A 24,825-nucleotide genomic window follows, 5' to 3' on the forward strand; every position below is an offset into this window, starting at 1 on the left:
GTGGACTATCTCCTCCCTGTACGGCAGCGGCCGGAGCGTCAGTCCGCAGGCTGGGCCGCGGTGGCCATGTCTTCGAGGGCCTGCCGCCAGCGTGCGGGGAGGCTTTCTGCACCGGGGAGTGCTTCGTCGATGCGGAAACACGCACTCGCCTCGTTTCCGTAGACGAACACGGCAACCGTCATGGGCGCACCTGGCGGGCACACGACCAGGGGATCGAGGCGGTTCACCTCCGCGTCGCCGTAGCGCAGACGGTGACGCACGACGACGTAGGAGGCGCCGAGCGTGAGCCGGCCAGGGGCGGTCATCAGTGCCACCAGACGCTGAAACGGCCACATGGGGAGCCGAGTGAGAATCGCGCGGAGTACTGCCTTGTGCTCCGTCGACTTCAGTGGGTGGGTGAGCGTGCGTGTGTGTCCCAGCCGTTGGAGGAGTGGCATGGTGCCGCCTGGCAGGTCGATACGGGCCAGGAACAGGCGATTGCCGGGGGCTGTCACTTCTTCGGCTGTGCGGAGGTTGATGGGGATCATGACGGGGATGGGGAGGTCGGCAGCGCGGGGCCATGCGGCTTGCGCCCACTCCGCGACCGCGTCGGCGAGGGCCGTTAGATTGACGTCGTTGGTGCTGGCGTCGCCGGCGCGTGCCGTTGTCCGCAGCCACGCCGCGGGTGCGTGGGTCAACATGAGGTGGCGGCGGCTGGACAGTGGGTGTGCCGGTGAGCTCCACCGGTGGTGTTTGCCGGCGCGCCGCAGCAGCGTCATGGTGCTTCGCAGGACCTGTCCCGGACGAAGCCGGTGTGCATGGGGGACTCCTCGGGCCACCGCTGTGGACTGCTCGGCGCCCATCGGTGGCCCGAACAGGGCCTCGAGCACCGCGAGGATGCTGCCGGCGTCCTGCAGTGCGTGATGGGTGAGGTACAACAGGACGAATCCGTCGGGGACATGCCCGTGGAGCAGGATCAGTCGCCAGGTGGGAACTGCCTCGGGCCAAGGTTCCCGTAGGAGGCGCCGCATTGCGGCGTCGAGAGGTTCCGGTCCCGCGTCGACGCGCTGTGCCTGGATGTGGTGGTCCATTTCCGGGGCGGCGGACTTCCATCGTGCCGTCGGCCCGCGCCTGTCCAGGACGTGCGTCAGACAGGGAAGGTCTGCCAGGCGCGCGGCGACGTGGTGGCGCAGCTCGGCCAGGTCGGGCACGGCACCGGTCAGGTGCAGCATCACTCCGGTGTTGGACAGAGCGTCCGGGTGCTCTGCGTGCCGTTCGACGTCTCGCAGGATGAGATCGGCGGGGGTGGGGGCGAGGAAAGTGCGGCTCCCTGTCACGTTTGTCGCCGCCGCCGTGATTCCGTGCTTTGCCGCTTCTGCGGACCGCTTGGTCATCCCGAAGCTCCTGCCGTGACGATTTTCCGGCGTGGGTGGATGAGCACCCCCTCTCTCAACGAGGCCGGACAGGGCTGGTCACGTGGATGCCTGCGAGCCGGGCTTTCAGGACACCAGGGCGGTTTCCGCCTGGCCGGGCATCGACTCCTGGGATGTCCGCGAGACCATGCGGTGGGTGCGGGTGCGGGTGCGGGTGCGGGTGCGGGTGCGGGTGCGGGCGGCGAAGGCGGTAATGCCCAGCCCTGCGGTGACAGAGCCCATCCGGTGCCCAGCAGCAGACAGCTCCAGGGCATGACGTGCAGCCCACGGCCGCCACCGCGGTCTGCACTGCCCCTTGCGTCGGCAGGTAGCCACGATGGCGCTGTCCGCGTTCGCGTTGATCAGGGAGTTCTGCAGCAGCAGGTCGGTGGAGCTGATCAGGATGGTCAGGAACATTCCGGCCGGCTCGTTGCGCACCACGGCCGCGAGCACGATGGGCGATGCCGCCGTAGATCAGGGCGCCGGTGAACATCCCCGCGGCGAACACGGCGGGCTGAACAGTCTGCCAGAACAGGTTCATCCAGGCGGTGGCGTAGACGGCGACCGCGGCTGCCACCAGGGCGAGCGAGGCGCACTTCGCCAACGCGAGGCAGGAGCGCCAGGTCGCCCGCTCCCCCCATCCTCACGTACGGGTACATGGGCCTTGTCGTCGGCAAAGCGCTTGCAGCGCCAGTCCGGTCAGCTCAGCCCGGACCGGGCGCCGGTGAGGCGCGGATGCTCGCCGCTGACCTCCCGCCGATGCCGTACCTCGCCTCCAGGAAGGTCGTTAGGCATGAAGATCGACGAGAGGTTCGAAGGGACTGTGATGGAAGTCTGCGGTGTGCACCACGCCTATCGTCGGCGGGTGGTGCTGTGCGGTGTGAGTCTGCAGCTGCGTTCTGGTGTGCTGGCCGGCATCGTCGGGGAGAACGGGGCAGGCAAGACCACGCTGTTGAAAATCCTCTCAGGAGAGCTGCGGCCCGTTCGCGGCACGATCCGCCACAGCGGCAGGTTCGGGTACTGCCCCCAGGCAGCCGTCCTCAACGGTGCCCTCACCGTCCGTCAGCACCTGCAGTTCTTCAAGACCGCCTACGGCCTTACGGACATGCGCAGGGCCGAGGAAGTGATGGAGAGGCTGCACTTTCACGAGTACGCCGACGAACTCGCCGGCACACTCAGCGGCGGCACCCGGCAGAAACTGAATCTCACGCTGGCGCTGATGCACGACCCGCAGGTGCTGCTGCTGGACGAGCCCTACCAGGGCTTCGACTGGGACACCTACCAACGCTTCTGGGACCTGGCCGCGTTCCTGCGGGAGAGCGGACGCTCCGTCCTGGTGGTCTCCCACCTCGCCTACGACACCGAGCGCCTGGACGAGCTGTGGCGGCTGAACGGCGGCCTGCTGCACCAGCAGCCCATGATGTCGGCATGAGGCGGCATGGCCAACTGCTGGTCACCGCCACCCGTTACACGGTGGCCGAACACCTGCGTAACCGGTTTGCCATGGTGCTGGTCGCCGGGTTCATTCCCCTGTGGACCGTCCTGGCTTACCTGTCGGTACCCAGCGCGCGGGTCGAGTTCCGTCTGAGGGCCACCGGGCAGCTTCTGAGGCCCGCCGGCAACCAGCTGACCGAGATCACCGGCGCTCTCAACGCCGTCACGCTCATCATCGGGTTCATGATGTTCGCGGCCGCTTTCTCCGGCGGTCATTTCGACCGTCGTCTGGCTATGGCCGGGTACCCGCGCAGCCACCTTGTCGTTGCCAAGATCAGCGCTCTTGTCCTGGCATCGGGCGCCGTCGCCGTCTACGCCGCCGCTGTCACGTACTGCTTGTGGGCGCCGCGGCAGCCGTTTCTCCTCGCCGCGGCCCTGTTCTGCGCCGCCTTGACCTACGGCGCCGTCGGGGTCGCTCTCGGCTCCCTGCTGCGCCGAGAGGTCGAAGGCATGTTCACCATCGTCATGATCAGCGTTGTCGATGTGTGCCTGCAGAACCCCATCGCCAGCTCCGGGTCCGACAGCACCGTCGTGCGCTATTTGCCCTCATACGGCGCCGTGCAGGCAAGCACCGCCGCTGGGTTCTCCGACACCGCGCTGCCCCGCTATCTCGCCGTCCAGCTCCTGTGGTTCACCGGTGCCGCCCTGATCGGCCTCCTCGCCTTCCAGCGACGCACACGCAACACCTTGTCCCTCGATCCCAGCCACCCTCACCGGCGGCTGCCCGAGCAGACCGTCCGGAGCTGCGTGGAGGAGACAGAGGTCTGATCCTCACGGCCTCCTTACGAGGAGCGGTCGCCTCCTCATCCACCGCTCGTTCGGGATGGCGCGTGCTGTGGTTGTCGTGCGGTTCCGAGGCCGCGTCGTGCCTCCTGCTACGTGATCTCAGTCTCTGTGCGGGCGGCGGGCGGCGCGTCGGGCGAGGTGGCTGTGCCGTAGCGGCGGCGACGGTGCGTGTGGTCGCTGATCACCTGCCAGAGGTCGCGTCGGTCCACCTGCGGCCAGAGCTCGGAGGTGAAGTGCAGTTCGGCGTAACTGGCATGCCAGGGCAGAAGGTTGGACAGCCGCTGCTCGCCACCGGTGCGCCACAGCAGATCGACGTCGGGCATTTCGGGGTAGGGAAGGTAACGCGCGAAGTCCCGCTCGGTCATGTCACCGTGGGTGAGGTCACCGGTTCGTGCGGCGCGTGCGATGGCGCTGCCGGCCCGTGCGAGTTCGGTGCGGCCGCCGTAGTCCAGGCAGAGGTTGAGCGTCAGTCCGGTGCGGTGACGGGTGGCCGCCTCTTGGTCACGAATCTTGGCGGCGAGGTCGCAGGGGACTCGCTGCGCGTCGCCGATCCAGCGCAGCCGGATGTCGTGCCGCAGGATCCAGCCGTCCTCCAACTCGTCGCCGAGTACGCGGAAAATGTGAAAGACCTCGTCGGCGGAACGGTTCCAGTTCTCGGTGGAGAAGGTGTAGAGGGACAAGTGGGCCAGTCCGATCTCCAGCGCTCCCATGGCCATGTCGCGAAGCACACGGACGCCGGCCGTGTGGCCCGCCGTGCGCGGCTGGCCGCGGCCGGCCGCCCACCGGCCGTTGCCGTCCATGATGATCGCCACGTGGTGGGGCAGGCGATCGCGGTCGATGGCCGGGGGGAGTGCCCCGCTGGGATGAGCGGGCACGGGCACCGCCGGCACGGTGACCGTGGTGGACCGTGGCTGCGGGGATCCGGGTGTGCGCTGTTGAGGCACTCCTGCTTGGGGACGGGCAGCCGGCGGCGTATGGAGCGGGACCAGGCGCCACAGCAGGAACGCCTTGAAGCGCGCGGGGGCCATGATGCGCCATCGCGTCAGCCGATCGGGCTCGCAGGGGTGTTGCAGGATGGCGGCCCCGCTTTTCTCGGCCACGTCCAGGCGGGCGCGGAACAAGGCGACGATGGACTGGAGCAGGATGTCGGCACCTGGGTGCAGATGGTGGCGCAGCTCGTCATGGCCGTCGTTGAGACTCTGCCGGGCCCGTTGCAGGAGATGGGCGACCAGCGCCTGGACACCGGGGCTGAAGTGCCGCGCCGGCAGGTCACTGCCGGCGCCGGGGAAACGGTTGAGAACTTCCGTCGGCAGGGTCAGGGTTCCGCGGTTCACGTCGTCGGCCAGGTCGGCGAGGGTGTCGGTCAGGTACAGGCCGTCGAGGAAGCCGGAGACCGCAGCCAGCTGCCCGAGATCTACCGGAAAGCGGACGCCGCAGCGCTCCAGGAGCCGCAGGAACTGTCCCACCCAGCCGGTGTTCTGTGACTTCACCCGTGCACGCCAGTCGTGCCACGTCGCCGGGGCGGTGCCGTCCGCGTCCGCGGCAAGGGCGGACAGCGACTCCTGGAGATCGTCCAGGTCGATCTCCCACCGCCGGACCGTGTCCACGAGTGCCCGGCGCACCGGGTCACGGCTGCGTCCATGATCCGCCTCGGTGCGCAGGGCCGCCGTCCAGGCGGCAAGGTGCTCGGACCGCTGAGCGGGGGTTCCTTCGGTGGTGTCGATCAGCCCGTCAGCGGTGTGGAAGGCCGCGTAAAGCGCCCAGCAGGCCGGCCGGATCTGTGGTGGCATCAGGTGCAGGAGTGCGTACTCCGCCGAGTGTGCCTCGCGCACGATCCTTCGGCAGGCGCGGTAGGCCGCCCGGACATCGGCGTCCTCGCCCGCGCCGGCCGGCGCGCCTTCTCCCAGCCGTGGCACGGGGTTCCTTCCAGCCGTCTGATCAGTTCTCCGGCTTTTCCAACGGGTTTCCTGCCGCCGCGCTACGGCTGATCGTCATCGTTCACCTGAAAGCGCACCTCCCCGGCCACCGGGGATGTCGCGGCAGCCCGCCCCGCTCTCCGGCATGCTCGTACGCGGGCCGGGCGCGCCGTAGCTTTGCGTACGACCACCCGGCCGCGTGCTCCCTTGGCGGAGGTGTCTGCGCCGGACATGCAAGCAGCCCCATCCCTGCAGCCGTGTCCCTGGGCCGGTCGGCCGCGTTGAGCGGGGAGCCCGCCGTTCCCCCACCGGTCATCCAGGTGCCAGCCATGCCGTGGATTCCTGACTCACCGCGCCGCCGCGCACCGTTGCCCTGGCTGCGGAGGGGAACCGACCCGTCGGGGTGGGGGTACGCCGACGTGCCGCGGCTCACCGGTCTCACCGCGGTCCTCACCGGCGGCAGCTCGGGCGTGGGACTCGCTCTCGCCGAGCAACTGGCCGCGAGAGAGGCGCATGTGGTGCTCGTCGCACGCGGCGCAGACGAAACCGAGTCCGCCGCCCGCCAACTGTGCCGCCGGGCCACCCCGCGGCACGTATCAGCGGTGCCGGTGGATCTCGCCGACCTCGACGACATCGGGACCGCAGCGGGCCGCATCGGGGAACTGACGGACGGCCGTGTCGACATCCTGGTCAACAACGCGGGCGTTGCCGCTCTGTCACCGACCTGCACGCCCAGCGGGTTCGAGGCACATTTCGCGGTCAACCACCTCGGCCACTACGCCCTCACCGGCCACCTGATGCCTGCTCTGCTGCGCACTCCCGCACCCCGGGTGGTCACGGTGTCCTCGGTCCTGCACTGGCTCGGCCGACTCGATCCTGTGACACCGCACCGGCCGGCCCGATACCACCGGTGGGGCGCCTACTTCGCCTCCAAGGCCGCCAACCTGCTCTTCACGCACGGCCTGGACACCTGGGCACGCGCTGCCCGAGTACCACTGACAGCCGTGTCCGCTCACCCGGGACTCGTGCACACCAGCCTCGGCTCACGCGCCCTGCGAGAGTCAGGCCGCCACGCCGAGGCCCGCCTGCTGGAGCATCTGCAGCGCCGCTGGCACAGTCCCACCGAAGCCGCCCTGCCCATCTTGAGAGCGTCCACCGACCCCACTGCGCAGGCCGGCGACTTCTTCGGGCCCGGTGGTTACCTCGAGCTGTCGGGACCGGCCGTCCACGTCCGAGCCGCACCATCGACGGCATCCGCAGCAGCAGCTGATCGGCTCTGGCAGCTGTCGAAGCAGCTGACAGGCGTCGCCTACCCCGCCGCCCCGCCCGCGCCACACAAGCCCGAGCTTTCGACAGGACCATGAAGCAGCCCGACAAGCCGGCTGTTCACACCCGTCGGCCCCTCCTCGGGCGGGAGCCTCTGGCGCCGCCGACTCGTCCCGACCGACAGGGAGCATCCGACATGATCCACCCGTGGGCCGCACGGGCGGGCCGTACGCGCCTTTTCCTCGCCCTGGCCCCCTGTCTGCTGCCTCGGCTCGATGTGGCCGGCCATCGCCTCACCGGCGGCCGGCTGCTGCCGAGCCGTCTTCTGCTGCCCACCGTGCTCCTGACCACTACCGGCCACCGCACCGGCAGATCGCACACCACTCCCTTGTGCGCCCACAAGTACGCGGACGGCAGCTGGCTGATCGCCGCAACCAACTTCGGCCGCCCGCACCACCCGGCCTGGAGCACCAACCTGCTCCACCACCCCCGAGGCACCGTCACTCACCGGGATCACCAGTGCGCCGTCGAAGCCACTCTCCTCCCCCCGAGCCAGCACGGTGCAATCCGCCCGGAGCTCCTGCGCATCCTTCCGGTCTACGACCACTACGCCAGCCGTGCCGCACACGACATCCGCATCTTCCGGCTGAGCCCGGCTATCGGCAGTCCGTAGCGCCACTGCTCTCCCGGGCCGCGCCGCCGTATCGCCTGCTCCTCCTCGGCGGCCACCAGCCAGGGACGAGCCGGTGGCTGCCTCCGCGCCCCGTCACGACGGCATGGCCCCCACCACCGTCCAGAGTGTCTGTCAGCGCCCGGCGCAGTGCCTCCGGTTCCCAGGTGCGTGTGTAACGCCTGACGGTGTTGAGTGCGAGGTTGAGGCGTCGGGCGCCTTCGAGGAGGCCCACGCCCTTGCCGAGCAGGCCGTGGACCTGGTGCCACCGTTCACGGGAGGTCTGCTCACGGACTCCTCCGGGGCGAGGCGGGTTGACGGTGGCCCAGCAGGAGCTGTGGGAGCGGACCTCGGCCAGCGCCAGGTCGCAGAGGTTCTGCCAGATGTGCCATCGGTCGCTGACCTGCACCGCATCGGGCAGGGCCCGGCGGACCGCCTCCCGAACCCGTTCGGCGAACGTCCGCCGCCTGCACTCGGGCCGCTCGCAGAAGAACCGCCGCACCCGCAGGGAGATCGCCAACGGGTGCCCTGCCAACGGGCGTTCGGTCAGGCGGCGCCGATAGCGGGAGTGCCACCGGCGCCCCGGAGACCCGCAGCTGGGGCAGTACGGTGGCCGACCGCAGGCCGCCGCCTCGACGAGGACCCCCTCTGCGGCGGCGTGCACCGCCGTGACCTGCGCATCAATCCCAGGAAACAGAACATGCTCGATCGCCTCAACCCCCATACCAGGGGGATCTCCGCAAGAAACGTTCTCGCACTCACTTGTTCACCTGGGGATTCACGGAATCGCGGCCAGAACCAAAATCGCCGCCGCTCACGCGGCTTCAGCCGGTGGAAGGTGTCCCCTCAGTGGTGCGGCGCGGTTGTTGGTCCGGTGTCGGCTGCGCCGTCCCCGGCCGTCTGGTCCGCGCTCGGGGACGCCGTGCGCGGGGTGCGGGGCGGGGCAGTGGCGCGGTGAGTGTGCCGGCGGCTGCCGCGCGGGGGCCGGCGGGGCTTCATGCGTCCGGCTGGGCTTGCCCGTCACGCATGCCGGCGGGCAGGAGGGCTGGAGCGGTGTGTGCGTGCCGGTGCTGTCGGGGGCGGGAGGCGGCTTCCCCGGCCGTGGAGGCGGCCTCTGACGTTTGTCTCGGCGGCACCTACCCGGCGCCTTTGGACCCGTCAAGTCCCGAGCCCTCGGAACGTGACCGGGTTCGGTGATTCCGGCCTACTTGAAGTGCGGGCCTCACCGGAAACACCGGAAAGAAAACGAGGCACCCGGGGCACGGAAAGTGCCTTTCCCTTTTCAGGAGGAATCGTGAGCCGTATGACCCGCAATGACAAGGACGCCCGTTCCAGGCGCCGGCTGGGCCTTGCGACGGTGGTGGCGTCGGCCGTGGCGGTCGCCGGAGGCGTCATCCTGCCGGCCGCCGCCGCAACGGCGGCCCCGATGTCCGAAACGTCGGTGGGGGCCATGACCCCCGGGCACAAGCACGGCAAGGGCAAGTGCTGGAAGAAGCACCACCAGGGGCACAAGAAGGGCTGCTGGGACAAGCACCACAAGTTCTACTGGGACGGCCACCACACGTACTACTGGGACGACTACTACGACGTCTACTACGTAGTGGAGCACCACAAGAAGTGCTACTTCTGGGACTCCCACAACGACTACCACTACTGGGACAAGCACCACGAGGATCACTACTGGGACACCAAGGACGAGGACCACTGGAAGGACAAGGACGAGGTCGAGAAGATGCCGGATGAGCCCAAGCCGGCTCCGGCTGATCCTGCTCCGGACCCCGCGGACCCGGCCCCGGCTGACCCGGCTCCGGACCCCGCTGATCCGGCTCCGGCTCCGGCTGACCAGGTTCCGGCTCCGGCTGATCCTGCTCCGGACCCTGTGGACCCGGCTCCGGATCCCGTGGACCAGGTTCCGGCTCCGGCTGACCCGGCTCCGGACCCCGTGGACCAGGCCCCTGCCCCTGCTGCTGAGGAGCCTGCCCCGGCCCCTGCTGAGGCGCTCCCGGCCGGGTAGAGCGGGGGTGGCGGTGACGGCGGTGACGCCTTTTGACCGGCTCTCGCTGATGGCCCGGACGGGTGTGTGACGGCCGGGCCGCGACGCCCCGAGGCGGTGGGGTGAAGGCCTGCTGAGGCCTTCACCCCACCGCCTTGTCGGCTTTTTTGGCCCCTGGAAGGAGAGAGCGCTCGTGTCCGGAAGGTCCTGGCGGTGTTCTCTTGCCCTGGCAGTGGATTTCCGGGCTGTCGTCCTCGGTGCCGTGTGCGTGCACACGGCACCGGATGCGGCGCCCGGTGCAAGGCGTGGGCGGCCGCATGGTCTGGGCCTTCGCCTCCCGGGGGTGTGGGGTGGTCCGCTCGCTGATCGGGGATGCGGGTTGTGCCGGTCTGCGGGGTGTGGGGGAGGGCCGTGCACCCGGGGGGAGTGGAGGGACCGGCGAGGTGGGAAGGACGGCGAGGGGCGGGCGGGAGATGTGTTGCGGCGTGTGCCGCTGGTTTACCCGGGCCGGGTCTTCCCTTCTGGCGGGATGCTGTTGCGCCGGTGCCCCGCGTTGCGGGTGTCCCGAAGGCGGTGCGATCCCGGCCGGTGTGCCGCGGGCCTTGACGGCGGGGGGCAGCGCTCGTGAGCACCGAACCGTCGTCGTCCGACCGTCCTGCAGAGAAGTAGCCGACCCAACGGGATCCCTGGCACGCGGCGGGTGGACCGGCCGGCGTCAGTGGCCGGCGAGGGTGGGCGAGATCTGCTGCATGAGGCTGAGCACGTCCGGAGCGACCCACTCCTCGGCGATCTGGTCGCCCTCGAAGCGGTAGACCTCGACGCTCCGGTAGCTGACCTGTCGGCCGGTCGCCTCGAACTGCTGGAACGCGCCCTGATGCGTGCCCTGGAAGTGGACCAGTACCGCCACCTTGTCGCCGACGCCGAACATGTCCTGGACAGTGATCTTCAGGTCAGGGAAGGCGTCCTTCATGATCTTGGTCCCCTGGCCCCAGATGTTACGGCCGTGCAGCGGGTCGGGGCTCCCGGGGACGTTGGCGATGAAGTTCTCGGTCAGCATCTGCTTGGCCGCGTCGAGGTCATCGCTCTCCACAAGCTTGTACGCGGTGCGTATCAGGGTCATGTTCTTCTCGGTGGTGGTGCTCATCTCGGTGTCCTCTCTGGGGGATCGTCCCGCGAGCTCGGTGAGTGCTTCGGGCCGGATGCCGCTCAGTAGAAACCCTGACGTCGCGGCAGGGTCAAGGAGGTCGCCGGACTCCCCCTGCCGCCCTCCACCACGGTCGCGCCGGGCATGCCACCCGCCGCTGAGGCCGCCCTTGACCTTGCCGCGACGTCAGGGTTTCTACTGGGCTCATGCGAATCGGCGAGATCGCCGCCCTCGTCGGGGTCACCCCGCGGGCCGTGCGGCATTACCACCATCTCGGGCTGTTGCCCGAGCCCGTACGGCGCAGTAACGGCTACCGCGAGTACGGCATGCGGGAGGCTGTCCTGCTCGCCCGGATCCGGCGGCTGACCGAGCTCGGGCTCGGGCTTGAGGAGGTGCGGGACGTCCTCGCGGATGACGAGGGGCGGGAGCTGGTGGAGGTGCTGGAGGAGCTGGACCAGGACCTCGGACGGCAGGAGGCGGTCATCCGGGAGCGGCGGGCACGGCTCGCCGGGCTGCTGGCCGAGGCGCGGGCCGGGCGGCTCCCCGCCGAGGGTCCGGTGTCGCCGGAGCTCACCAGGCTGCTGGCGGGTCTCGGCGAGGTGCCGGACTCCCCGATGGCCGTGCAGGACCGGGAGCACCTGGCCTTCCTCGACGCCGTGGTCCCCGAGGAGAAGCGGGGCTCGCTGATGGCGGCGCTGCACGGGATGAGGGAGCACGCGGGTCAGGTGTACGGCCTGCTGGACTCGCTCGCTGACGAGGAGCCGGACGACCCGCGGGTGGCCCATGCTGCGGCGGCGCTGGCAACCCTTCTGCCCGACGACCTGGCGGTGGATTTCCCTGACAGCGACGACGGCGGTCTGGCGGACGGCATCTTCACGGACCTGGCCCCGGCCCAGTCGGCGGCCGTCCGCCGTGCGATGGAACTCGTGACGGAACGACAGGAAGGGCCATCATGACGACTCCGGAGATCCGGGCGGCTCTGCCCCAGCCCGCCGCCTCCGTCCGGGGGCCGGCGCTGCGGAAGCTGCGCAGCATTGCGCTCCCCGGCCAGCTCGTGCTGGCCGTCTGCCTGATCAGCGGAGTGCCGATACCCGGCACCGTCCTGCTCGGCGGCAAGCTGCTCCTGTTGGTGCTGCTCGGCGCCGAGGCGCACGTCTGGCTGCGGCTGCGGCGGCACGGGCTGTCCCGGCGGGAGGCGCTCGCGCAGCTCGTGCCCGAGCCCGTGCTGCGGTTCGTCAGACACGAGCTGCGGATCATGGCGAGCCTGGTCCGGTGGGCCACCCGCCGCCGGCATGGCGTCAACGGCGCCGACGCGGTCTTCTCACACGGCCGCGACCAGGCCCTCATGATGTACGGCTTCACGTTCGCGTGCGTCGTCGAGACCGTTGCCCTGTCGTACCTGCTTACGGACTGGCCCGTCGTCCACGCCTTCTTCTTGTTCGTGGACGTCTACACCGTCCTGTTCGTCCTCGGTGTGCACGCGGCCTCCGTCACCCGGCCACACGTCCTGGCCGACGGTGCCCTGCGCGTCCGGCAGGCAGCCCACGTCGACGTCCACGTGCCACTCGACCAGATCGCCTCCATCCGGCGCGAGACACGGTTCACTCACGAGAAGAAGGACGACGAGCTGAACCTGCCCATCGGCTCACAGACCTCCATCACCCTCTCACTGACCGAACCGGTCAACGCGCCGAAGTTCCTCGGCGCGCCCCGCCTCGTCAACGTGATCAGGCTGCACGCGGACGACCCGAAGGACCTCCACGACGCCGTCACACGGGTGGCCGGGACGTCCCCGCTCACGGCCGGGCCTCCAGACGCCCTCCGGCCCTGAGGCCGAGGCGCTGCGGCAGCACGGCAGGTGCCCGCCGCAGCCGCCCACGTTGATGTAGCCGTGCTTCAACGCGTCGTACGACACAGCGGCGGCCACACCCTCACACGTCCTCGGGGGCGTGCTTGTCGCGCAGGGGCCGCATTCCGCCGGGGAGATCGGGGAGCTGGAAAGAGTACCTGCCGAGCATGTTGACGTGGTGGCCGACGAAGGGGGAGAGGCGGGCGATGTCCTCGTCACGGACGTCGAACCCGTCGGCGCGGAGCCGGGTGACGGCGGCGTCCATGTAGCGGGTGTTGAACAGCACCAAGGCGTTGAGGACCAGGCCGAGCGCGCCGATCTGGTCCTCCATGCCGTCCTGGTAGCCCTGGTAGAGCTGTCCGGTGCGCCCGTGGAAGATCTTCCGGGCGAGCGCGTGTCGGCCCTGGAGGTTGCCTGCACCTTGATCTGCCGGCGGTAGCCGGGCTCGTCGGCCAGCCGCAGGATGTGCAGGGTCTTGGCGATCCGCCCGTAGTGCGCGATCGCGTCCCCGAGCGGGGTGGGCCGTCCGTCGCGCGAGAGCGTCCGGATCACGTCGTAGGCGCGGACGGCTCCAGTGTGGATGGAGCCGATGATCCGCAGAATGTCCTCCCAGTGCCGCTCGATCCGGGCAGGGGCGACCCGGCCAGGGGCGACCCGGCCGCGGGCCGCGTCCTGGAAGGCGCCGTAGTTGGCGGCGCGGTTGATGCGCCACATCTTCCGGTCCGGCAGGTCCGCCGGCTGCGGCGCGTACGCGAACCCGGCGAGCGTGAGCAGGCCGAACACGATGTCGCTGTACGAGGCGGTGTCGGTGACGATCATCTCCGGGCGTTTGCCGCCGTCGCGGTCGTAGAGAGATTCCAATACGTACAGCGAGTCGCGCGGGGTGCCGGCCACGACCCTCCCGCCCAGCCCGGCGGCCTGGTCGTTGATCATGTTGAGCCAGGTGGCGCCGCCCCGGCGTCCGAAGTACTTCGGGTTCGGCCGCGCGTACACGCTCGGCACGGGCACCACGAACCGCATCCCATCGACCGAGGCGACGAGCCCTCCGCCCCACGCGCTCGCGAGGCCGATGGACGCCTGGTGCTGGATCAAGGTGGCGTTGGCAGCCCGGTAGGTCGTGAGCCGCAGGTAGGTCTGGTCGACGTGGCTCAGCCGCTCGTACGAAACAGCCCAGAGAACGCTTAGCGCACGATCTGACACGGATGTTCCTCAGACCCCGGGACCCCCGTGAGTTCGCGGAAACTGAAGGGTCTTCAGCACGAACCCGAGGGTGCGGTGCCCTGATTCTGGGGGATGGACCCGTGGGTTCGCAGTCAACTCGCGGGGCCGGACTCGGCGGCTTGCTCCAGCAGGGCTCGTGCGGAGTCCGCGTCGCGCATGGCGGTCTTCTCGTGAAGCCCGAACACCTCAGCAAGGTGGAGGGGGTCAGGGCCCCGGATCATGGCCTCTTCGAGTTGTCGATCAACGCGGAGCCTTTAAAAAGTTGCCTCCTGGCCGCGAAGGGGCCCGCGGACCCAGCGGTTGCTGGCGCGACCGGTGCCTGTGGCGGTCTGGTTGTTGATCAGCAGGTGGAGGTTGGCCGTGTTCGGCCAGCGCTCGCGCCGGTATTCCAGCCAGTCCAGCATCGATAGGTCGAACCTCAGCAAGTGCTCCCGAGGAGAGGCCACGAATGGCCGTGATGCCGTCATGCGTCCGGCGCCAGCGCAGCAGCTCGGCCCGAACGCGGCCAGGTCGCCTACGCGACATCGCCCTTTCTGGTGATCGTCATGCCGGTCACCCTCCCATCCGCGAGGATGACGAGAGGATGCACCACACAACGACCGCACGCGCGGCGTGACCATTACCCGAGAACCGCCCGGGAAACCGGGGCAAGCTCACCTTATGGAATGGGGTTGCGGTGCGTCGTTCTGTTGTCGCCGGCTTGATCGGCTTTGCCACGCTGGCAGCGGCAGTCCTGTCTCCTGCCGCGGTTTCCGCCGCGCCGGCCAAGGCTGCCGCGCCGGCAGACTTCTACCAGGCGCCGTCGCCACTGCCGGCCGGTGAACCTGGCGCGATCATCCGGACCCAGCCCGCGACGGTTGTCGCGACCGCGGTGACCGCAACTGCCACTACGGCGATGTACCACTCCCGCAACGCCCAGAACGCCGACATCGCGGTCACCGGCACGGTGTTTACACCGACGCTGCCGTGGCTCGGTGCCGGTTCCCGGCCGTGGGTGGATCTCGCGGTCGGCACCCAGGGTCTGGGGCAACAGTGCGCGCCGTCCAAACAGTTCGTCGCCAGCACCGAACAGGAACTCGAACCGGTCGAGGCGCTGCTGGCGAAGGGCTGGGGTGTCGTTGTCAGCGACTACGAGGGTTACACCACCGGTTCCACCCCCACCTATGTTGCCGGAGTCTCCGAGGCGCACACCGTCCTGGACATGGCCCGCGCGGCTGCCTCGATCTCCGGGACGGGCATCTCGGCGGCGACCCCCTGGGCCACGATGGGCTACTCGCAGGGCGGCGGCGCATCGGGCTGGGCGGCGTCCCTGGCCCCTTCCTATGCTGCGGACCTCAAGCTGATCACCGATGTGTCCGGCGGTGTGCCGGCGGACATCCGGAACGTGGCCGAATCCCTGGACGGCAGTGTCACCGGCGAGGGCCTGCAGCTCTACGCGCTGATCGGCCTCCAGCAGGCCTACCCCGGCCAGTTCCCACTGGATGACTCCCTCAGCGCTGCAGGCAAGGCCACCGAGGCGTCATTGAAAAGCCAATGCGTCGTGCAGACCCTCGCCGGTTACCCCTTGAAGAAGTTCAGCGACTACTCGACGGGCGCGACGATTCAGCAGTTCGACGCACAACCCGGTGTCGCCTCCGTGTACGCGCAGGACAGCCTGATCACCCGGCCGGCACCGACCGTACCCGTGCTCCAGTACCACGGTGCCCTGGACGAAATCATTCCTATCGGCCAAGCCCGTGCCCTGAACCGAGCCTGGTGCACCGCAGGCGTCCGCACGGTCTTCACCGTCGTACCCGGAGATCACATCGCCGGTGAAACCGCCGGCCTGCCCGCTGCGGTCAGCTGGCTGTCCGACCGGTTCGCCGGGCGGCCCGCGCCGACCACCTGCTCATAGCGCCCACCGAAATCCAACATCGTCGAGGCCCATATGAGCTCCCTGCGCCACAAGGCGGACGCGCCGTTCGGCTGGCGTGCCATCGAGACCGTGCGCGGCTACGGCGACCGGCGGGCCGAAGTCAGTCGCGGACGGCGGTGGCTCGACTGTCATTGCCTCGTTCTTCTCAGTTGGCCATGTCCAGCAGGTCGGCGTGCTCGCAGACCTGCTGGACGAGCCATGCCTACCGCGCGACGAAGCCGCCCGTGGCCTCGTCATAGGTCATACCGTCAGGACAGTCGCACTCGTAGCAGTACCCGTTGCTGCACTTGATGAACAGGCTCGGATCGGTCGGGTGGGCGTACGTGCCGTTGGCCCGGGAGGTACAGAAGTCCACAAGTTCGGGGGGCGTCTCGGTCATGGAGCTCCTCGGCCGGGGGTGGATGAGGACCTGTATACCAGCGCTGCCAACCGCTATTTCGTTCTTCCCTGGCCCGCTCCGGCCGTATCCCAACGTCGATGCCGAGCTGGTGCCGCGCGGCCGGTTCATCTCGTCGATCGGGCACTCGACGACCCGGCCGGTCATCCGGTGGATTTCGACCTTGTGCCGCAGCTCAAGGAACATGAAGTACGTGGTCAGCGCCTGCGACCGGGCCAGCCGGGTGCCGCTCGGCGAGCCACGCAGCATCTTCCCGAAGTACGCGTCGGCATCGGCCGGCTCCATGTCCCACAGCGGTCGGCCGAACCAGGACCTGATCTGGTCCAGGTGCCCGACGTCGCCGCGGATCGTGCCGTCCGCCAGTCCTGCCGAGGCCCGTGCGAGGACGAACCCGGACAGCGGGTCGGTCTCGAACTGCTCCAGCTCTTCCGCCGACGCGGGCCGCCAGTGCTCGCGCAGGTCCCGTACGACTGTCAGCGCCGCCAACCCGAGCCTCCTCACCTTCGGCCCGACTGAGGATCGGTCGGACGAGGTGAGACCGCTTCAAGAATCCCGAAGTTACGTCACAAGCCCGCAGAGCACCCGAAGGAGGAAGAACCCCCTGGCCGCGGGGCAGGGACTCAGCGGAGCTCTGGGGAACTCACGGGATGTCGCACAGAAGGGCGTGTGCGGGGCTGGGGGTCTGGGCCGGGCTGGGCTGGGTGGTTTTCAGTTGGTGGTGAGGAATTGTTCGGCCCAGACGGTTTTGCCGGTGGGGGCGTGCCGGGTGCCCCAGCGCTGGGCGAGCTGGCCGACCAGGAGCAGGCCGCGTCCTCCTTCGTCGGTGGTGCGGGCGCGGCGCATGTGGGGGGCGGTGCTGCTGGAGTCGAAGACTTCGCAGGTGAGGGTGGTGTTTTCGTGGATGAGGCGGAGCTGGATGGGCGGGCGGCCGTAGCGGATGGCGTTGGTGACGAGTTCGCTGACGATGAGTTCGGTGATGAAGGCGGCGTCGTCCAGGTGCCAGGTGGTCAGCTGGGCGGTGGCGTGCTGGCGTGCCTCGGCGACGATGGCGGGGTCGGAGGCCAGGTCCCAGGTGGCGACCCGGTCGGCGTGCAGGGCGCGGGTGCGGGCGATGAGCAGGGCGATGTCGTCGTCGGGGCGGTGGGTCAGCATGGAGGTGAGGATTCTGTCGCAGACGGTGTCGAGCGTTTTGGCGGGGCGGGCGAGGGCCTGGAACATTTTGTCCAGGGCTTCGTCGATGTCGTGGTCGCGGGCTTCGAGCAGGCCGTCGGTGTAGAGGGCGATCAGGCTGCCCTCGGGCAGTTCGGTCTCGAAGGTCTCGAAGGGCAGGCCGCCCAGGCCCAGGGGCGGGCCGGCCGGGACGTCGAGGAAGTGGACGGCGCCGTCGGGGGTGACCACGGCGGGCGGGGGGTGGCCGGCCCGGGCGAGGGCGCAGCGGCGGGAGACCGGGTCGTAGACCGCGTACAGGCAGGTGGTGCCGATGCCTCCGGCGCTCTCGGCGGCGCCTTCCGCTCCGGCCTCTTCGGCGGACAGGTGGATGACGAGGTCGTCGAGGTGGGTGAGCAGTTCGTCGGGCGGCAGGTCGACGTCGGCGAGGGTGCGCACCGCGGTACGCACCCGGCCCATGGTGGCCGAGGCACGGATGCCGTGGCCGACCACATCGCCCACCACCAGGGCCACCCGGGTGCCGGACAGCGGGATCACGTCGAACCAGTCGCCGCCCACGCCGGCCCGGCTGCCGGCGGGCAGGTAGCGGGTGGCGATGTCCAGGGCGCCCTGGACGGGCAGTGTGTGCGGGAGCAGGCTGCGCTGCAGGGTCATGGTGGTGGTGTGTTCCCGGGTGTGGCGGCGCGCGTGGTGGATGCTGACGGCCGCCCGGGCGGTGAGCTCCTCGGCCAGCCACAGGTCGTCCGCCTCGAAGGGCTCGGGGCGCTGGCGGCTGAAGAGGGCCACGCCGAGCGTGGTGCCCGCCGCCCGCATCGGCACCACCATCACCGAGTGGGTCCCCGCCGCGCGGATCCAGGCGGCCTGCGGGTCCTGGGCCGCCCACCGCGCGATGGCGGCATCGCTCACCTCGTACACGGCGCCATGGCCCTGGGCCAGGCACCGGGCCACCGGTGACAGCGCCGGGTAGCGGGAGGGCTGTGCCTCGGCGCCAGGCGGGGCGGGGCCGTCGTCGAGCAGGGACCGCACGGCGGCGCGGTCCATGGTGAGGGTCGGCCCGGCGGGAGGCCCCTCGCCGCCGTGCTGGGGGGCCTGAAGCAGGTCGACGGCGGCGAAGTCCGCGAGGCGGGGCACGGCGACGTCGGCCAGCTCCTGCGCGGTGCGCCGGACGTCCTCGGTGGTGCCGATCCGCGCGGTGGCGTCGTTCAGCAGCAGCATCCGCTGCCGGGCCAGGTGCTCCTGCACCGTGTGGTGGGCCGCCAGGCACACCGCGCGCACCCGCCCGTCGGCGTCTTTCAGCGGGGCCAGCGAGGTCGACCAGCCGTGCTCCGCGCTGACACCGGTGGGCCGCAGGTAGGCCTCCACCTGCTGCACCTCGCCGCTCTCGAGCGCCAGGCGCATCTTCGCCTCGGCCTGCTCGCTCACCGGGTGCGGCGCGAGGTCCACCAGGCGCAGCCCGCGCATCTGGTCCTCGGTGAGCTGCAGCGCACCCTCCATGCCGGCGTTGGCCCGCACCAGCCGCAGGTCCGCATCGAAGACGGCCAGGATGCAGGGGGACTGGCCAAACACCCATTCCTCCAGCGCCCCGCCCCCGGGCGTGCGCGGTGTGCCGGCCACGGCGGACACCACCAGCCACTCGGCGACCGGGCCGCCCACAATCCGGCGGTGCACCAGCAGGCGCCGCTCGAGCCGGGAGCCGTCCCGGTGCCGCAGCGCCACGGTGCCGCTCCACCGCTGGCGCCCGGCCGCCTCCCGCCGCGCCTTCTCCCCGACGTCATCGGCGAGCAGCCGCGCGGCCCGCTGCCCCACGACCTGCGAGGACTCATAGCCCAGCAGCCGCCGGGCACCCTCACTCCAGCCCGTCACGATGCCCTGCTCATCGACGGTGGCCGTGGCCGTGTAGGCCGGCTCGGGCAAGGCATCCGCCCGCGCCTGCTCACCGCCAGGGGTGGGACGTCGCTCCATCGCCGCTCATCTCGCCCTTCGGGAACCTGCACGGCCGGGACCCCTCCTGACAAGCATGATCCTGGGGGACACGGAGCACCAACCCGGCGCCGTCACCCGAGCCCTGCCCAGGCCCTGCCCCAGGACGCCGGTCGGGCCGCTCACAACCCGCCCCGCCCTGCCCCCACCCCACCTCACGCCACCCCGCCTCGCCCCGGCCGTGGGCACGCTGTGCCTGCGGCCCCGGCGGCGTTCACCGCCGGCCCCGCCAAAGGGGAATCTTCAGAACGTGCGCAACGGGTGGCAGTCGGCCCGGCCTGCCCGCGCCGGGGCACAGAGCACCGTGCGGGATCTTCCCTGGGCAGGCCAGGGGGAGGCGGCCGGGCCGGCTCCGGAGGCCGGGAATCCCGTTGCGGGGCTGCGGAAGACGGCCCTGGGTGCCGGCCGGGGGGCTGCAGATCATCTCCGTAGCGATACGGCTCTTCTCTGTGACGCACGGTGGCGCGCCTGCGGATGTGGCCTGTGACACGCCTGTGACAGTCGGCGGACACGGTCATGAAGTCCTCCGAGCAGTCTTATCGAAACCGGACAAAAGGCAGCATTCGGGCATTTGTCCTCTGTTTTCGAAGGTGTGAGCAGTGATGACCGAGCCGATGCGCGGAGGAAATCCCATGAGCCTCACACTCACCACGCCGTACACCGAAGCCCCCGCACCTGCGCTGGCCCCGCGTGAGCTGGAGACCCTGCGACATATCGCCTCGGGGTGCACCTACCTCCAAGCGGCCCGCCAGATGGGACTCTCCCGGCACACGGTCGACGCCTATCTCCGCCGCATCCGGGCCAAGCTCAACATCAACACCACGGCCGAACTCACCCGACTGGCCATCTCCCTGGGACTGTGACGCCCGGCCACACAGGGCCAGAAACCGCCCACAGGTGACCAGGAACTGCACCACAGTCAGTTCAAGTGGTGCGCCCGCCAGGCCGGTTCCGCATTCGAGACCGCGCTCGCGACGTGCCTGGACCGCCTCGAGTCCTACCGGCTCATTGAACTGGTCCGTTTTCTGCACGCACAGGACGAGACGGACACGCTCGGCCTCATGCGGGACTGGGCCGCTGCACCCGGCCGCAGTGACGCAGCCTGGGCCGCTGTGACGGTCACCCTGTCTGACCTCGGAGACAGCCCTGCCCGCGCCCAGGTGAAGCACACCGTGGCAGCTGGCCCGCTCCACCGAGGGCCAGATCCGGACGCGGAACGCTGGATCACCGCGACCCGTACCCTCATGTCCTACACCGACCTGCCGGAAAGCTGGCCGCACATCCGCCGGGCGTTCGACGATCCCGAGCTGTGCCGCGCCGTGATCGACCGCTTGATCACTGCTGGTCCCGACCGCTGGCCCGCAGGTGTGGCAGAACTCGACGAAGCCGATCTCGCCGACCTTTACGAGCGCTTGTGCAAGCGGGAGGAACTGAGCCGGTCCCGGCCTGAGCACGGTGTCGCCTACCGGATCACGCCGGAGGAAACCCTCCACGACCTCGCCGACGCCCTGCCTCAGAGGATCGCCGACAAGAAGACCCCCCAAGCGGCCGACCACCTCAACCGACTGGCCACCCCTACATCCCACCACCCGGCCTGGCTGCGGCGCCTGGCCCGCCACACCGCCCGCCAGGCGGCCCAGCAGCAAAGCCAACCGCTGCCCCCGCACCATTTGCAGAAACTGGCAACCGACCACAGCTTGCGCGTGATCACCGACGAGACACAGCTCCTGGACGTCGTCATGGAGGCCCTCGACCGCGTCCAGGAGGCACTCTCGGCCCCCAACGGGATGGCCATCCTGCTGTGGAACCGCTCCGCTGCAACCGGCAGCAGCGCGATGTGGCCGACGTGGGAGGACGACTTCAGCGACCTCGTCATGGGCCTGCTGAAGATCCACCTCAACGGACGGCGCATCATCCTCAACCGCGAGGTCCAAGTCGACCGCCCAGGCGTCCAAGGAGGCCGCACCGACATTCACATCCAGGCGGCCGACCCCTCCCAGGACGCCGAGCCGTTCACCGTCGTTATCGAAGCCAACGGCTGCTGGAACCGGAGCCTGCCCACCGCACTCGCCGAGCAGCTGGTCACCCGCTACCTGCGCCGCCCCCGCACCGCCGGCAACGTCCTGGTTGGCTCCTTCGACTGCGACCAGTGGCGCTCCGATCAGCGGCCGCGCTGCTCGCCCGGCCACACCCAGCAGCAGATCGAGCACAAGCAGCAGGAGCTGGCCGCGCAGCAGGATGCCGTGGTCCGTGCGCGGGTCCTCGACTGCCGACCGCCCGGAGCCCAGACCGACTAACGACCGCACGCCTGTGAGGTCTCACCATTGAGATCGTTTCATCCTGAAGTTGCAGGTCACGGGGCTGGTGTGGCCGGTCATGGGCGTGCTCATGCTGGTCGGTGGCGTGATCGGTAGCAGGTGATCGTCTGGTCATGGAGTGATTCGCCGGACTGCGGGCCGCGGGGCGCCCGTGCCGTCTACTGCCCACGGAATCAAGGGAGTTCACGGGGCGGGAGAGGGGGGCGGAGGTGGCCGCGGTGCTGACGTGGGTGATTCAGCGGCGGGTCGTGCTGGCGGACCGGGTCGAGCAGCTGCGCAAGGAACTCGCGGAGGCAAAAGCCGAGGTGGCCCGCCTGGCGGCGGCCGCAGCAGCGGGCCGTTGCCAGGCGCGAGGCACACCAGCGCCACCGTCGGCGGCCGAACACGTCGGAGAGGCGCTGGAGCGGATCGCAGCCGAGGTGGCGCCGCAGCGCACTTGAAACGCGCTGCACACACGTGTCCTGCCTCACTATCGAGGCCGCCGGGCAACCCTTCCAGCGCTGAAATCTTCTCCCTGGGATGAAGATCCTTAAGAGGCGGCCTCGCCTACTCATACTCCTGACCCTGGCCGTGGTGGCGGCCGTGACGGTGACCGTCGTCATGGTCATCCAGGCGAACAAGATGGAGACGCTCTCCCCGCGCGAGGAACGTGACCGGGCCGCGTCTGGAGCAGCCGTACCGTCGGGGCAGGTGGACTGCCGGAAGGTCAAGTGCATCGCGCTCACCTTCGACGGCAACCCGGGCGAACCCACCGACCGACTGATGGACCTCCTGAAGGAGTACAAGGCGCCGTCGACGTTCTTCCTTGAGGGCCGGCGCATCCACAAGTTCCCGGATGTGGTGCGGCGGATCGCCGAGGACGGCCACGAGATCGGGGACCACACCTGGACGCACGCGGTGCTGACCGATGTCTCCGATGCGCAGATCCGTGATGAGCTGCGCCGCACCGCACGGGCCATCTCCAGCATCACCGGCAGCGAGCCGACGCTCATGCGCCCGCCCCAGGGCCGCACCGACGACCGCGTCTCCAAGGTCTCGAAAGAACTGGGGATGGCGCAGGTGCTGTGGACGGTGACCGCGAAGGACTACGAGACGGACGACACCGCGCTGATCACCAAGCGCGTGCTCGCGGGCGCCGGCCGCGACGGGATCATCCTGCTCCACCCGCTGCACAAGGGCACCGTGCCGGCCATGCCTTCCATCCTGAAGGCGCTCAGCAAGCAGGGCTACACCTTCGTGACCGTCTCCCAGCTGCTCGCTCCGGCCAAGGCCGAGCCCGGCAAGATCTACAAGTGACTGACTGACGCGCGAAGCGTCCGCCTTCTTGGGCCCCTCGCCATCACGGGAGCGGCGGCCACCGGTTCCGCCGAACTCCGGTGACTCGTTCGGCATCCCATTTCCGGTGTGGCCGCTCGTGGGGTTGCTTGTGCTGGTCGGCGGCGGGATCGGTAGCAGGTGATTGCCCGTCACCGGGAGACTTCGGTGCGGGTGAGGACGAGCAGGGCCCGCAGCAGTGCGGTGGCGTGACGGGCATTGAGGCGGAGATTGGTGAGCACGCGCCAGTTCTTCAAGTCGGCGAAGCCGTGCTCGTTCGCGGCGCGTTCGCGGGCCACGAGCTTGTTCGCCTCCTTCTGCGCGGCGGTCAGCCGTCGGCCGCGGGCGGCGCGGTAGCCGGTGATGATCACCGGGTTGTCGGGGTCGTCGTCGAGGCCGAGGAAGCCAGGGTCGGCGATCGCGCCGATGCCGGCTTCGTACGCAATTCGCGCAGACGGATCTCGCGGACGGCGGGTTCGGAGCGGGCGGCGGCAGGAACGACACCAGCGGTCCTGATGAGGGCGTGCGCGATTCTCACGACCGGCACGCGAGCCCCGCGCGGCAACTGCCCGACCGGCTACGGGCGGTCGGACCGGGCTGGCATCTGTTGCTGCTGCAGTTGCACGAGCAACTCCTCACCCACGTCCCCGACTGCCAGGTGGAGGACCTGAAGGAGAAGTTCGGCACCGCACGCATCCACATCGCCCCCGCCACGGCCGCACGTCATCCCCAGACGCAGACCTTTGTCGCCTCAGCCGAGCAGGACGAAGTCCGCGTCCGCGCCGCAGACGTCCGTACTGCCGTTGAAGACGGGCCCGCAGATCCGCTGGTGGGCGGGTAGTTGCTGCGGGCTGCTGAAGGGGCCGGATGGGCGGCCAGGGTCATTTGGCCGGTGATGTCCCTCGACGACGTCGCGGGTACGGCCTCGAGAAGGTCGTCGAGGGTGGCGCCGGGCGCGCAGTTGCCCAGGGTGTTGCCGCGTACGAAGCCTCCTAAGCGGTAGATGGCTTCGAAGCGGGACGCGAGATGGCACAGGCGTACCAGCCGGTCTTCGGCTTCGCCGGGCAGTGTCAGGGGCTGGCCGTCGGGTTTCCCGTAGCCGCGCAGTTCTGCCGGCAACTCCATGCCGGCGTCCTGCACGCTGAGGGTCACTTCCGGGCTCGGCCATCCGTCGTCGTCGGTGCGGGCCAGGTCCATGCCGCTGGTGTTCGGCTGGAGGTGAACTGACCGGTCTGGTAGTCAGCTTGTCTCTGGCCGGGCGTCGGCCGGGGTCGTTACGGGTGCGGTCGGGTCCGGGGTGTCGGTGGCGGTGTAGTAGACGGAGGAGCCTTGCTTGGTGCGCTGGGCATGGCTCTTGGCGACGAGTCCTTCGACCGTGGTGCGTACGACGGTGGTTTTGATGGTGCGGTCGGGGTGGGCCTGGCCGAGTGCGGTGGCGATTTCGGCCGCGGAGCGGGGTTCGCTCTGATCGGTGAGGTGGCGGCGGATCAGGTCGACGAGGGTGGGCTGGGTCGGCTTCGCGGCCGTCGCTTCGGGCACGGCTGTGGGCTTCTTGGAGGCAGGCTTCCTGGCTGCCTCGCCGTCTTGCACAGCGGGAGTCTTTTTCGCCCGTGCCCGCTTGCCGGCGCCGGGTTCGGTGTCGGTCTTCTGCCGCGGCACTGAGGGCGTTGCCGTCTCTTCGGTGGCGGGCTGGGCGGCCGTGTCCGCGGTGCCGAGTGCCTTTTGCATGTTGGTCAGCACGGTGTGGTCGTGGTGCAGGGCGCGCAGTTGTTCCTGCAGCGCGTCGATGTCCGCAGTGATGCGTTCCTGCTCCTTGGCGTTGCGCTCAAGGTCGTTGGCCACCTGGGCCGTGTACTGCGATGTCAGTTCGGTGGTGGGGGTTTTGGTGTCAGGCATGATGCTGGCCTTTCCTCGGGTTGCGGCCGCGGGCTGAAGGAACCTCGGAGCGGGCGCCAGGGGGCGCACAGTGCTCGCGTCGGCGTTGACGGAGTCATGGGTGGGCCG

At 69.7% G+C, this 24,825-nt stretch carries 22 protein-coding genes and 3 pseudogenes; 13 read left to right on the forward strand and 12 right to left on the reverse strand.

Translation table 11 applies throughout. The features are described 5' to 3' along the window. Positions 1 to 38 precede the first annotated feature (38 nt). Positions 39 to 1,373: a hypothetical protein gene (locus tag OG975_RS47680; RefSeq protein ID WP_406336811.1), complete on the reverse strand. Its 1,335-nt coding sequence runs from the start codon at positions 1,371 to 1,373 to the stop codon at positions 39 to 41. 105 nt (positions 1,374 to 1,478) lie between these two features. Beyond that, entirely contained in the window at positions 1,479 to 1,832 is a 354-nt protein-coding gene (locus tag OG975_RS47685) for a hypothetical protein (RefSeq protein ID WP_406336051.1), read from the reverse strand. Positions 1,833 to 2,217: 385 nt separating this feature from the next. Here OG975_RS47685 and OG975_RS47690 point away from each other — a divergent pair, with 385 nt between their 5' ends. Together OG975_RS47690 and OG975_RS47695 are read left to right on the forward strand one after the other, a co-directional pair. After that, positions 2,218 to 2,823, forward strand: coding sequence for an ABC transporter ATP-binding protein (locus tag OG975_RS47690; protein ID WP_406336774.1), 606 nt, complete (start codon positions 2,218 to 2,220; stop codon positions 2,821 to 2,823). Then, positions 2,820 to 3,653 (forward strand): ABC transporter permease, encoded by an 834-nt coding sequence (locus OG975_RS47695; protein ID WP_406336053.1) that lies wholly within the window; start codon positions 2,820 to 2,822, stop codon positions 3,651 to 3,653. Before OG975_RS47690 ends, OG975_RS47695 begins: the two co-directional genes overlap by 4 nt. Positions 3,654 to 3,760: 107 nt before the next feature. Here the strand turns inward: OG975_RS47695 and uppS are convergent, their stop codons facing one another. Beyond that, the gene (gene uppS, locus OG975_RS47700; RefSeq protein WP_406336054.1) at positions 3,761 to 5,587 is read right to left on the reverse strand and encodes a polyprenyl diphosphate synthase; all 1,827 of its coding nucleotides are present in this window, start codon (positions 5,585 to 5,587) and stop codon (positions 3,761 to 3,763) included. 329 nt (positions 5,588 to 5,916) lie between these two features. On the opposite strand from uppS, the gene OG975_RS47705 reads away from it, so the two are divergent. Continuing rightward, positions 5,917 to 6,951, forward strand: coding sequence for an SDR family NAD(P)-dependent oxidoreductase (locus tag OG975_RS47705; protein WP_406336055.1), 1,035 nt, complete (start codon positions 5,917 to 5,919; stop codon positions 6,949 to 6,951). Positions 6,952 to 7,049: 98 nt separating this feature from the next. Continuing rightward, positions 7,050 to 7,526: a nitroreductase family deazaflavin-dependent oxidoreductase gene (locus OG975_RS47710; protein ID WP_406336057.1), complete on the forward strand. Its 477-nt coding sequence runs from the start codon at positions 7,050 to 7,052 to the stop codon at positions 7,524 to 7,526. Between the two features lie 136 nt (positions 7,527 to 7,662). On the opposite strand, the pseudogene OG975_RS47715 reads toward OG975_RS47710, so the two are convergent. Further along, positions 7,663 to 7,962: pseudogene (locus OG975_RS47715) on the reverse strand (ISL3 family transposase); the annotation flags it as partial. A 54-nt stretch (positions 7,963 to 8,016) separates the two neighbouring features. Then, a pseudogene (locus OG975_RS47720) lies at positions 8,017 to 8,247 on the reverse strand (ISL3 family transposase); the annotation flags it as partial. Between the two features lie 570 nt (positions 8,248 to 8,817). Between OG975_RS47720 and OG975_RS47725 the strand changes: the two are divergent. Then, positions 8,818 to 9,537: a hypothetical protein gene (locus OG975_RS47725; protein WP_406336058.1), complete on the forward strand. Its 720-nt coding sequence runs from the start codon at positions 8,818 to 8,820 to the stop codon at positions 9,535 to 9,537. A gap of 694 nt (positions 9,538 to 10,231) precedes the next feature. Here OG975_RS47725 and OG975_RS47730 read toward each other — a convergent pair. Further along, positions 10,232 to 10,660: an ester cyclase gene (locus tag OG975_RS47730; RefSeq protein WP_406336060.1), complete on the reverse strand. Its 429-nt coding sequence runs from the start codon at positions 10,658 to 10,660 to the stop codon at positions 10,232 to 10,234. Between the two features lie 206 nt (positions 10,661 to 10,866). Here OG975_RS47730 and OG975_RS47735 point away from each other — a divergent pair, with 206 nt between their 5' ends. Together OG975_RS47735 and OG975_RS47740 are read left to right on the forward strand one after the other, a co-directional pair. Then, positions 10,867 to 11,616, forward strand: a complete 750-nt coding sequence (locus OG975_RS47735; RefSeq protein ID WP_406336061.1) for a MerR family transcriptional regulator — start codon at positions 10,867 to 10,869, stop codon at positions 11,614 to 11,616. Continuing rightward, positions 11,613 to 12,491 carry a hypothetical protein gene (locus tag OG975_RS47740; RefSeq protein ID WP_406336062.1) on the forward strand — a complete coding sequence of 293 codons (879 nt, stop codon included), beginning with the start codon at positions 11,613 to 11,615 and terminating at the stop codon, positions 12,489 to 12,491. The genes OG975_RS47735 and OG975_RS47740 overlap by 4 nt, the downstream gene beginning before the upstream one ends. Positions 12,492 to 12,591: 100 nt before the next feature. Here OG975_RS47740 and OG975_RS47745 read toward each other — a convergent pair. Next, positions 12,592 to 13,676, reverse strand: a pseudogene (locus tag OG975_RS47745) (transposase); the annotation flags it as partial. A gap of 308 nt (positions 13,677 to 13,984) precedes the next feature. Next, positions 13,985 to 14,134, reverse strand: a complete 150-nt coding sequence (locus OG975_RS47750; RefSeq protein ID WP_406336063.1) for a hypothetical protein — start codon at positions 14,132 to 14,134, stop codon at positions 13,985 to 13,987. 272 nt (positions 14,135 to 14,406) lie between these two features. Here OG975_RS47750 and OG975_RS47755 point away from each other — a divergent pair, with 272 nt between their 5' ends. Then, positions 14,407 to 15,624, forward strand: a complete 1,218-nt coding sequence (locus tag OG975_RS47755; RefSeq protein ID WP_406336065.1) for a lipase family protein — start codon at positions 14,407 to 14,409, stop codon at positions 15,622 to 15,624. A 223-nt stretch (positions 15,625 to 15,847) separates the two neighbouring features. Here OG975_RS47755 and OG975_RS47760 read toward each other — a convergent pair whose 3' ends face one another. Both OG975_RS47760 and OG975_RS47765 read right to left on the reverse strand, forming a co-directional pair. After that, positions 15,848 to 16,528 (reverse strand): carbohydrate-binding module family 14 protein, encoded by a 681-nt coding sequence (locus tag OG975_RS47760; protein ID WP_406336067.1) that lies wholly within the window; start codon positions 16,526 to 16,528, stop codon positions 15,848 to 15,850. A gap of 222 nt (positions 16,529 to 16,750) precedes the next feature. Beyond that, the gene (locus tag OG975_RS47765; RefSeq protein ID WP_406336069.1) at positions 16,751 to 19,171 is read right to left on the reverse strand and encodes a SpoIIE family protein phosphatase; all 2,421 of its coding nucleotides are present in this window, start codon (positions 19,169 to 19,171) and stop codon (positions 16,751 to 16,753) included. Positions 19,172 to 19,821: 650 nt separating this feature from the next. Here OG975_RS47765 and OG975_RS47770 point away from each other — a divergent pair. The 4 genes from OG975_RS47770 to OG975_RS47785 all read left to right on the forward strand — a co-directional run bounded on the left by OG975_RS47770 (position 19,822) and on the right by OG975_RS47785 (position 22,803). Next, positions 19,822 to 20,052, forward strand: a complete 231-nt coding sequence (locus OG975_RS47770) for a response regulator transcription factor (RefSeq protein ID WP_406336070.1) — start codon at positions 19,822 to 19,824, stop codon at positions 20,050 to 20,052. A 381-nt stretch (positions 20,053 to 20,433) separates the two neighbouring features. Continuing rightward, entirely contained in the window at positions 20,434 to 21,486 is a 1,053-nt protein-coding gene (locus OG975_RS47775; RefSeq protein ID WP_406336072.1) for a hypothetical protein, read from the forward strand. A 230-nt stretch (positions 21,487 to 21,716) separates the two neighbouring features. Beyond that, the gene (locus OG975_RS47780; protein ID WP_327434711.1) at positions 21,717 to 21,947 is read left to right on the forward strand and encodes a hypothetical protein; all 231 of its coding nucleotides are present in this window, start codon (positions 21,717 to 21,719) and stop codon (positions 21,945 to 21,947) included. Positions 21,948 to 22,026: 79 nt separating this feature from the next. Next, a complete protein-coding gene (locus tag OG975_RS47785; protein WP_327425883.1) occupies positions 22,027 to 22,803 on the forward strand; it encodes a polysaccharide deacetylase family protein in 777 nt (258 codons plus the stop codon). Between the two features lie 170 nt (positions 22,804 to 22,973). Here the strand turns inward: OG975_RS47785 and OG975_RS47790 are convergent, their stop codons facing one another. Next, positions 22,974 to 23,267: a transposase family protein gene (locus OG975_RS47790; RefSeq protein ID WP_406336775.1), complete on the reverse strand. Its 294-nt coding sequence runs from the start codon at positions 23,265 to 23,267 to the stop codon at positions 22,974 to 22,976. A 77-nt stretch (positions 23,268 to 23,344) separates the two neighbouring features. On the opposite strand from OG975_RS47790, the gene OG975_RS47795 reads away from it, so the two are divergent. Further along, positions 23,345 to 23,662: a hypothetical protein gene (locus OG975_RS47795; protein WP_406336073.1), complete on the forward strand. Its 318-nt coding sequence runs from the start codon at positions 23,345 to 23,347 to the stop codon at positions 23,660 to 23,662. 398 nt (positions 23,663 to 24,060) lie between these two features. On the opposite strand, the gene OG975_RS47800 is transcribed toward OG975_RS47795, so the two are convergent. Continuing rightward, positions 24,061 to 24,717: a hypothetical protein gene (locus tag OG975_RS47800; RefSeq protein WP_406336074.1), complete on the reverse strand. Its 657-nt coding sequence runs from the start codon at positions 24,715 to 24,717 to the stop codon at positions 24,061 to 24,063. Positions 24,718 to 24,825 lie beyond the last annotated feature (108 nt).

It is taken from the genome of Streptomyces sp. NBC_00203 (genome assembly GCF_045206325.1).
Classification (GTDB): Bacteria; Actinomycetota; Actinomycetes; order Streptomycetales; family Streptomycetaceae; genus Streptomyces; species Streptomyces lutosisoli.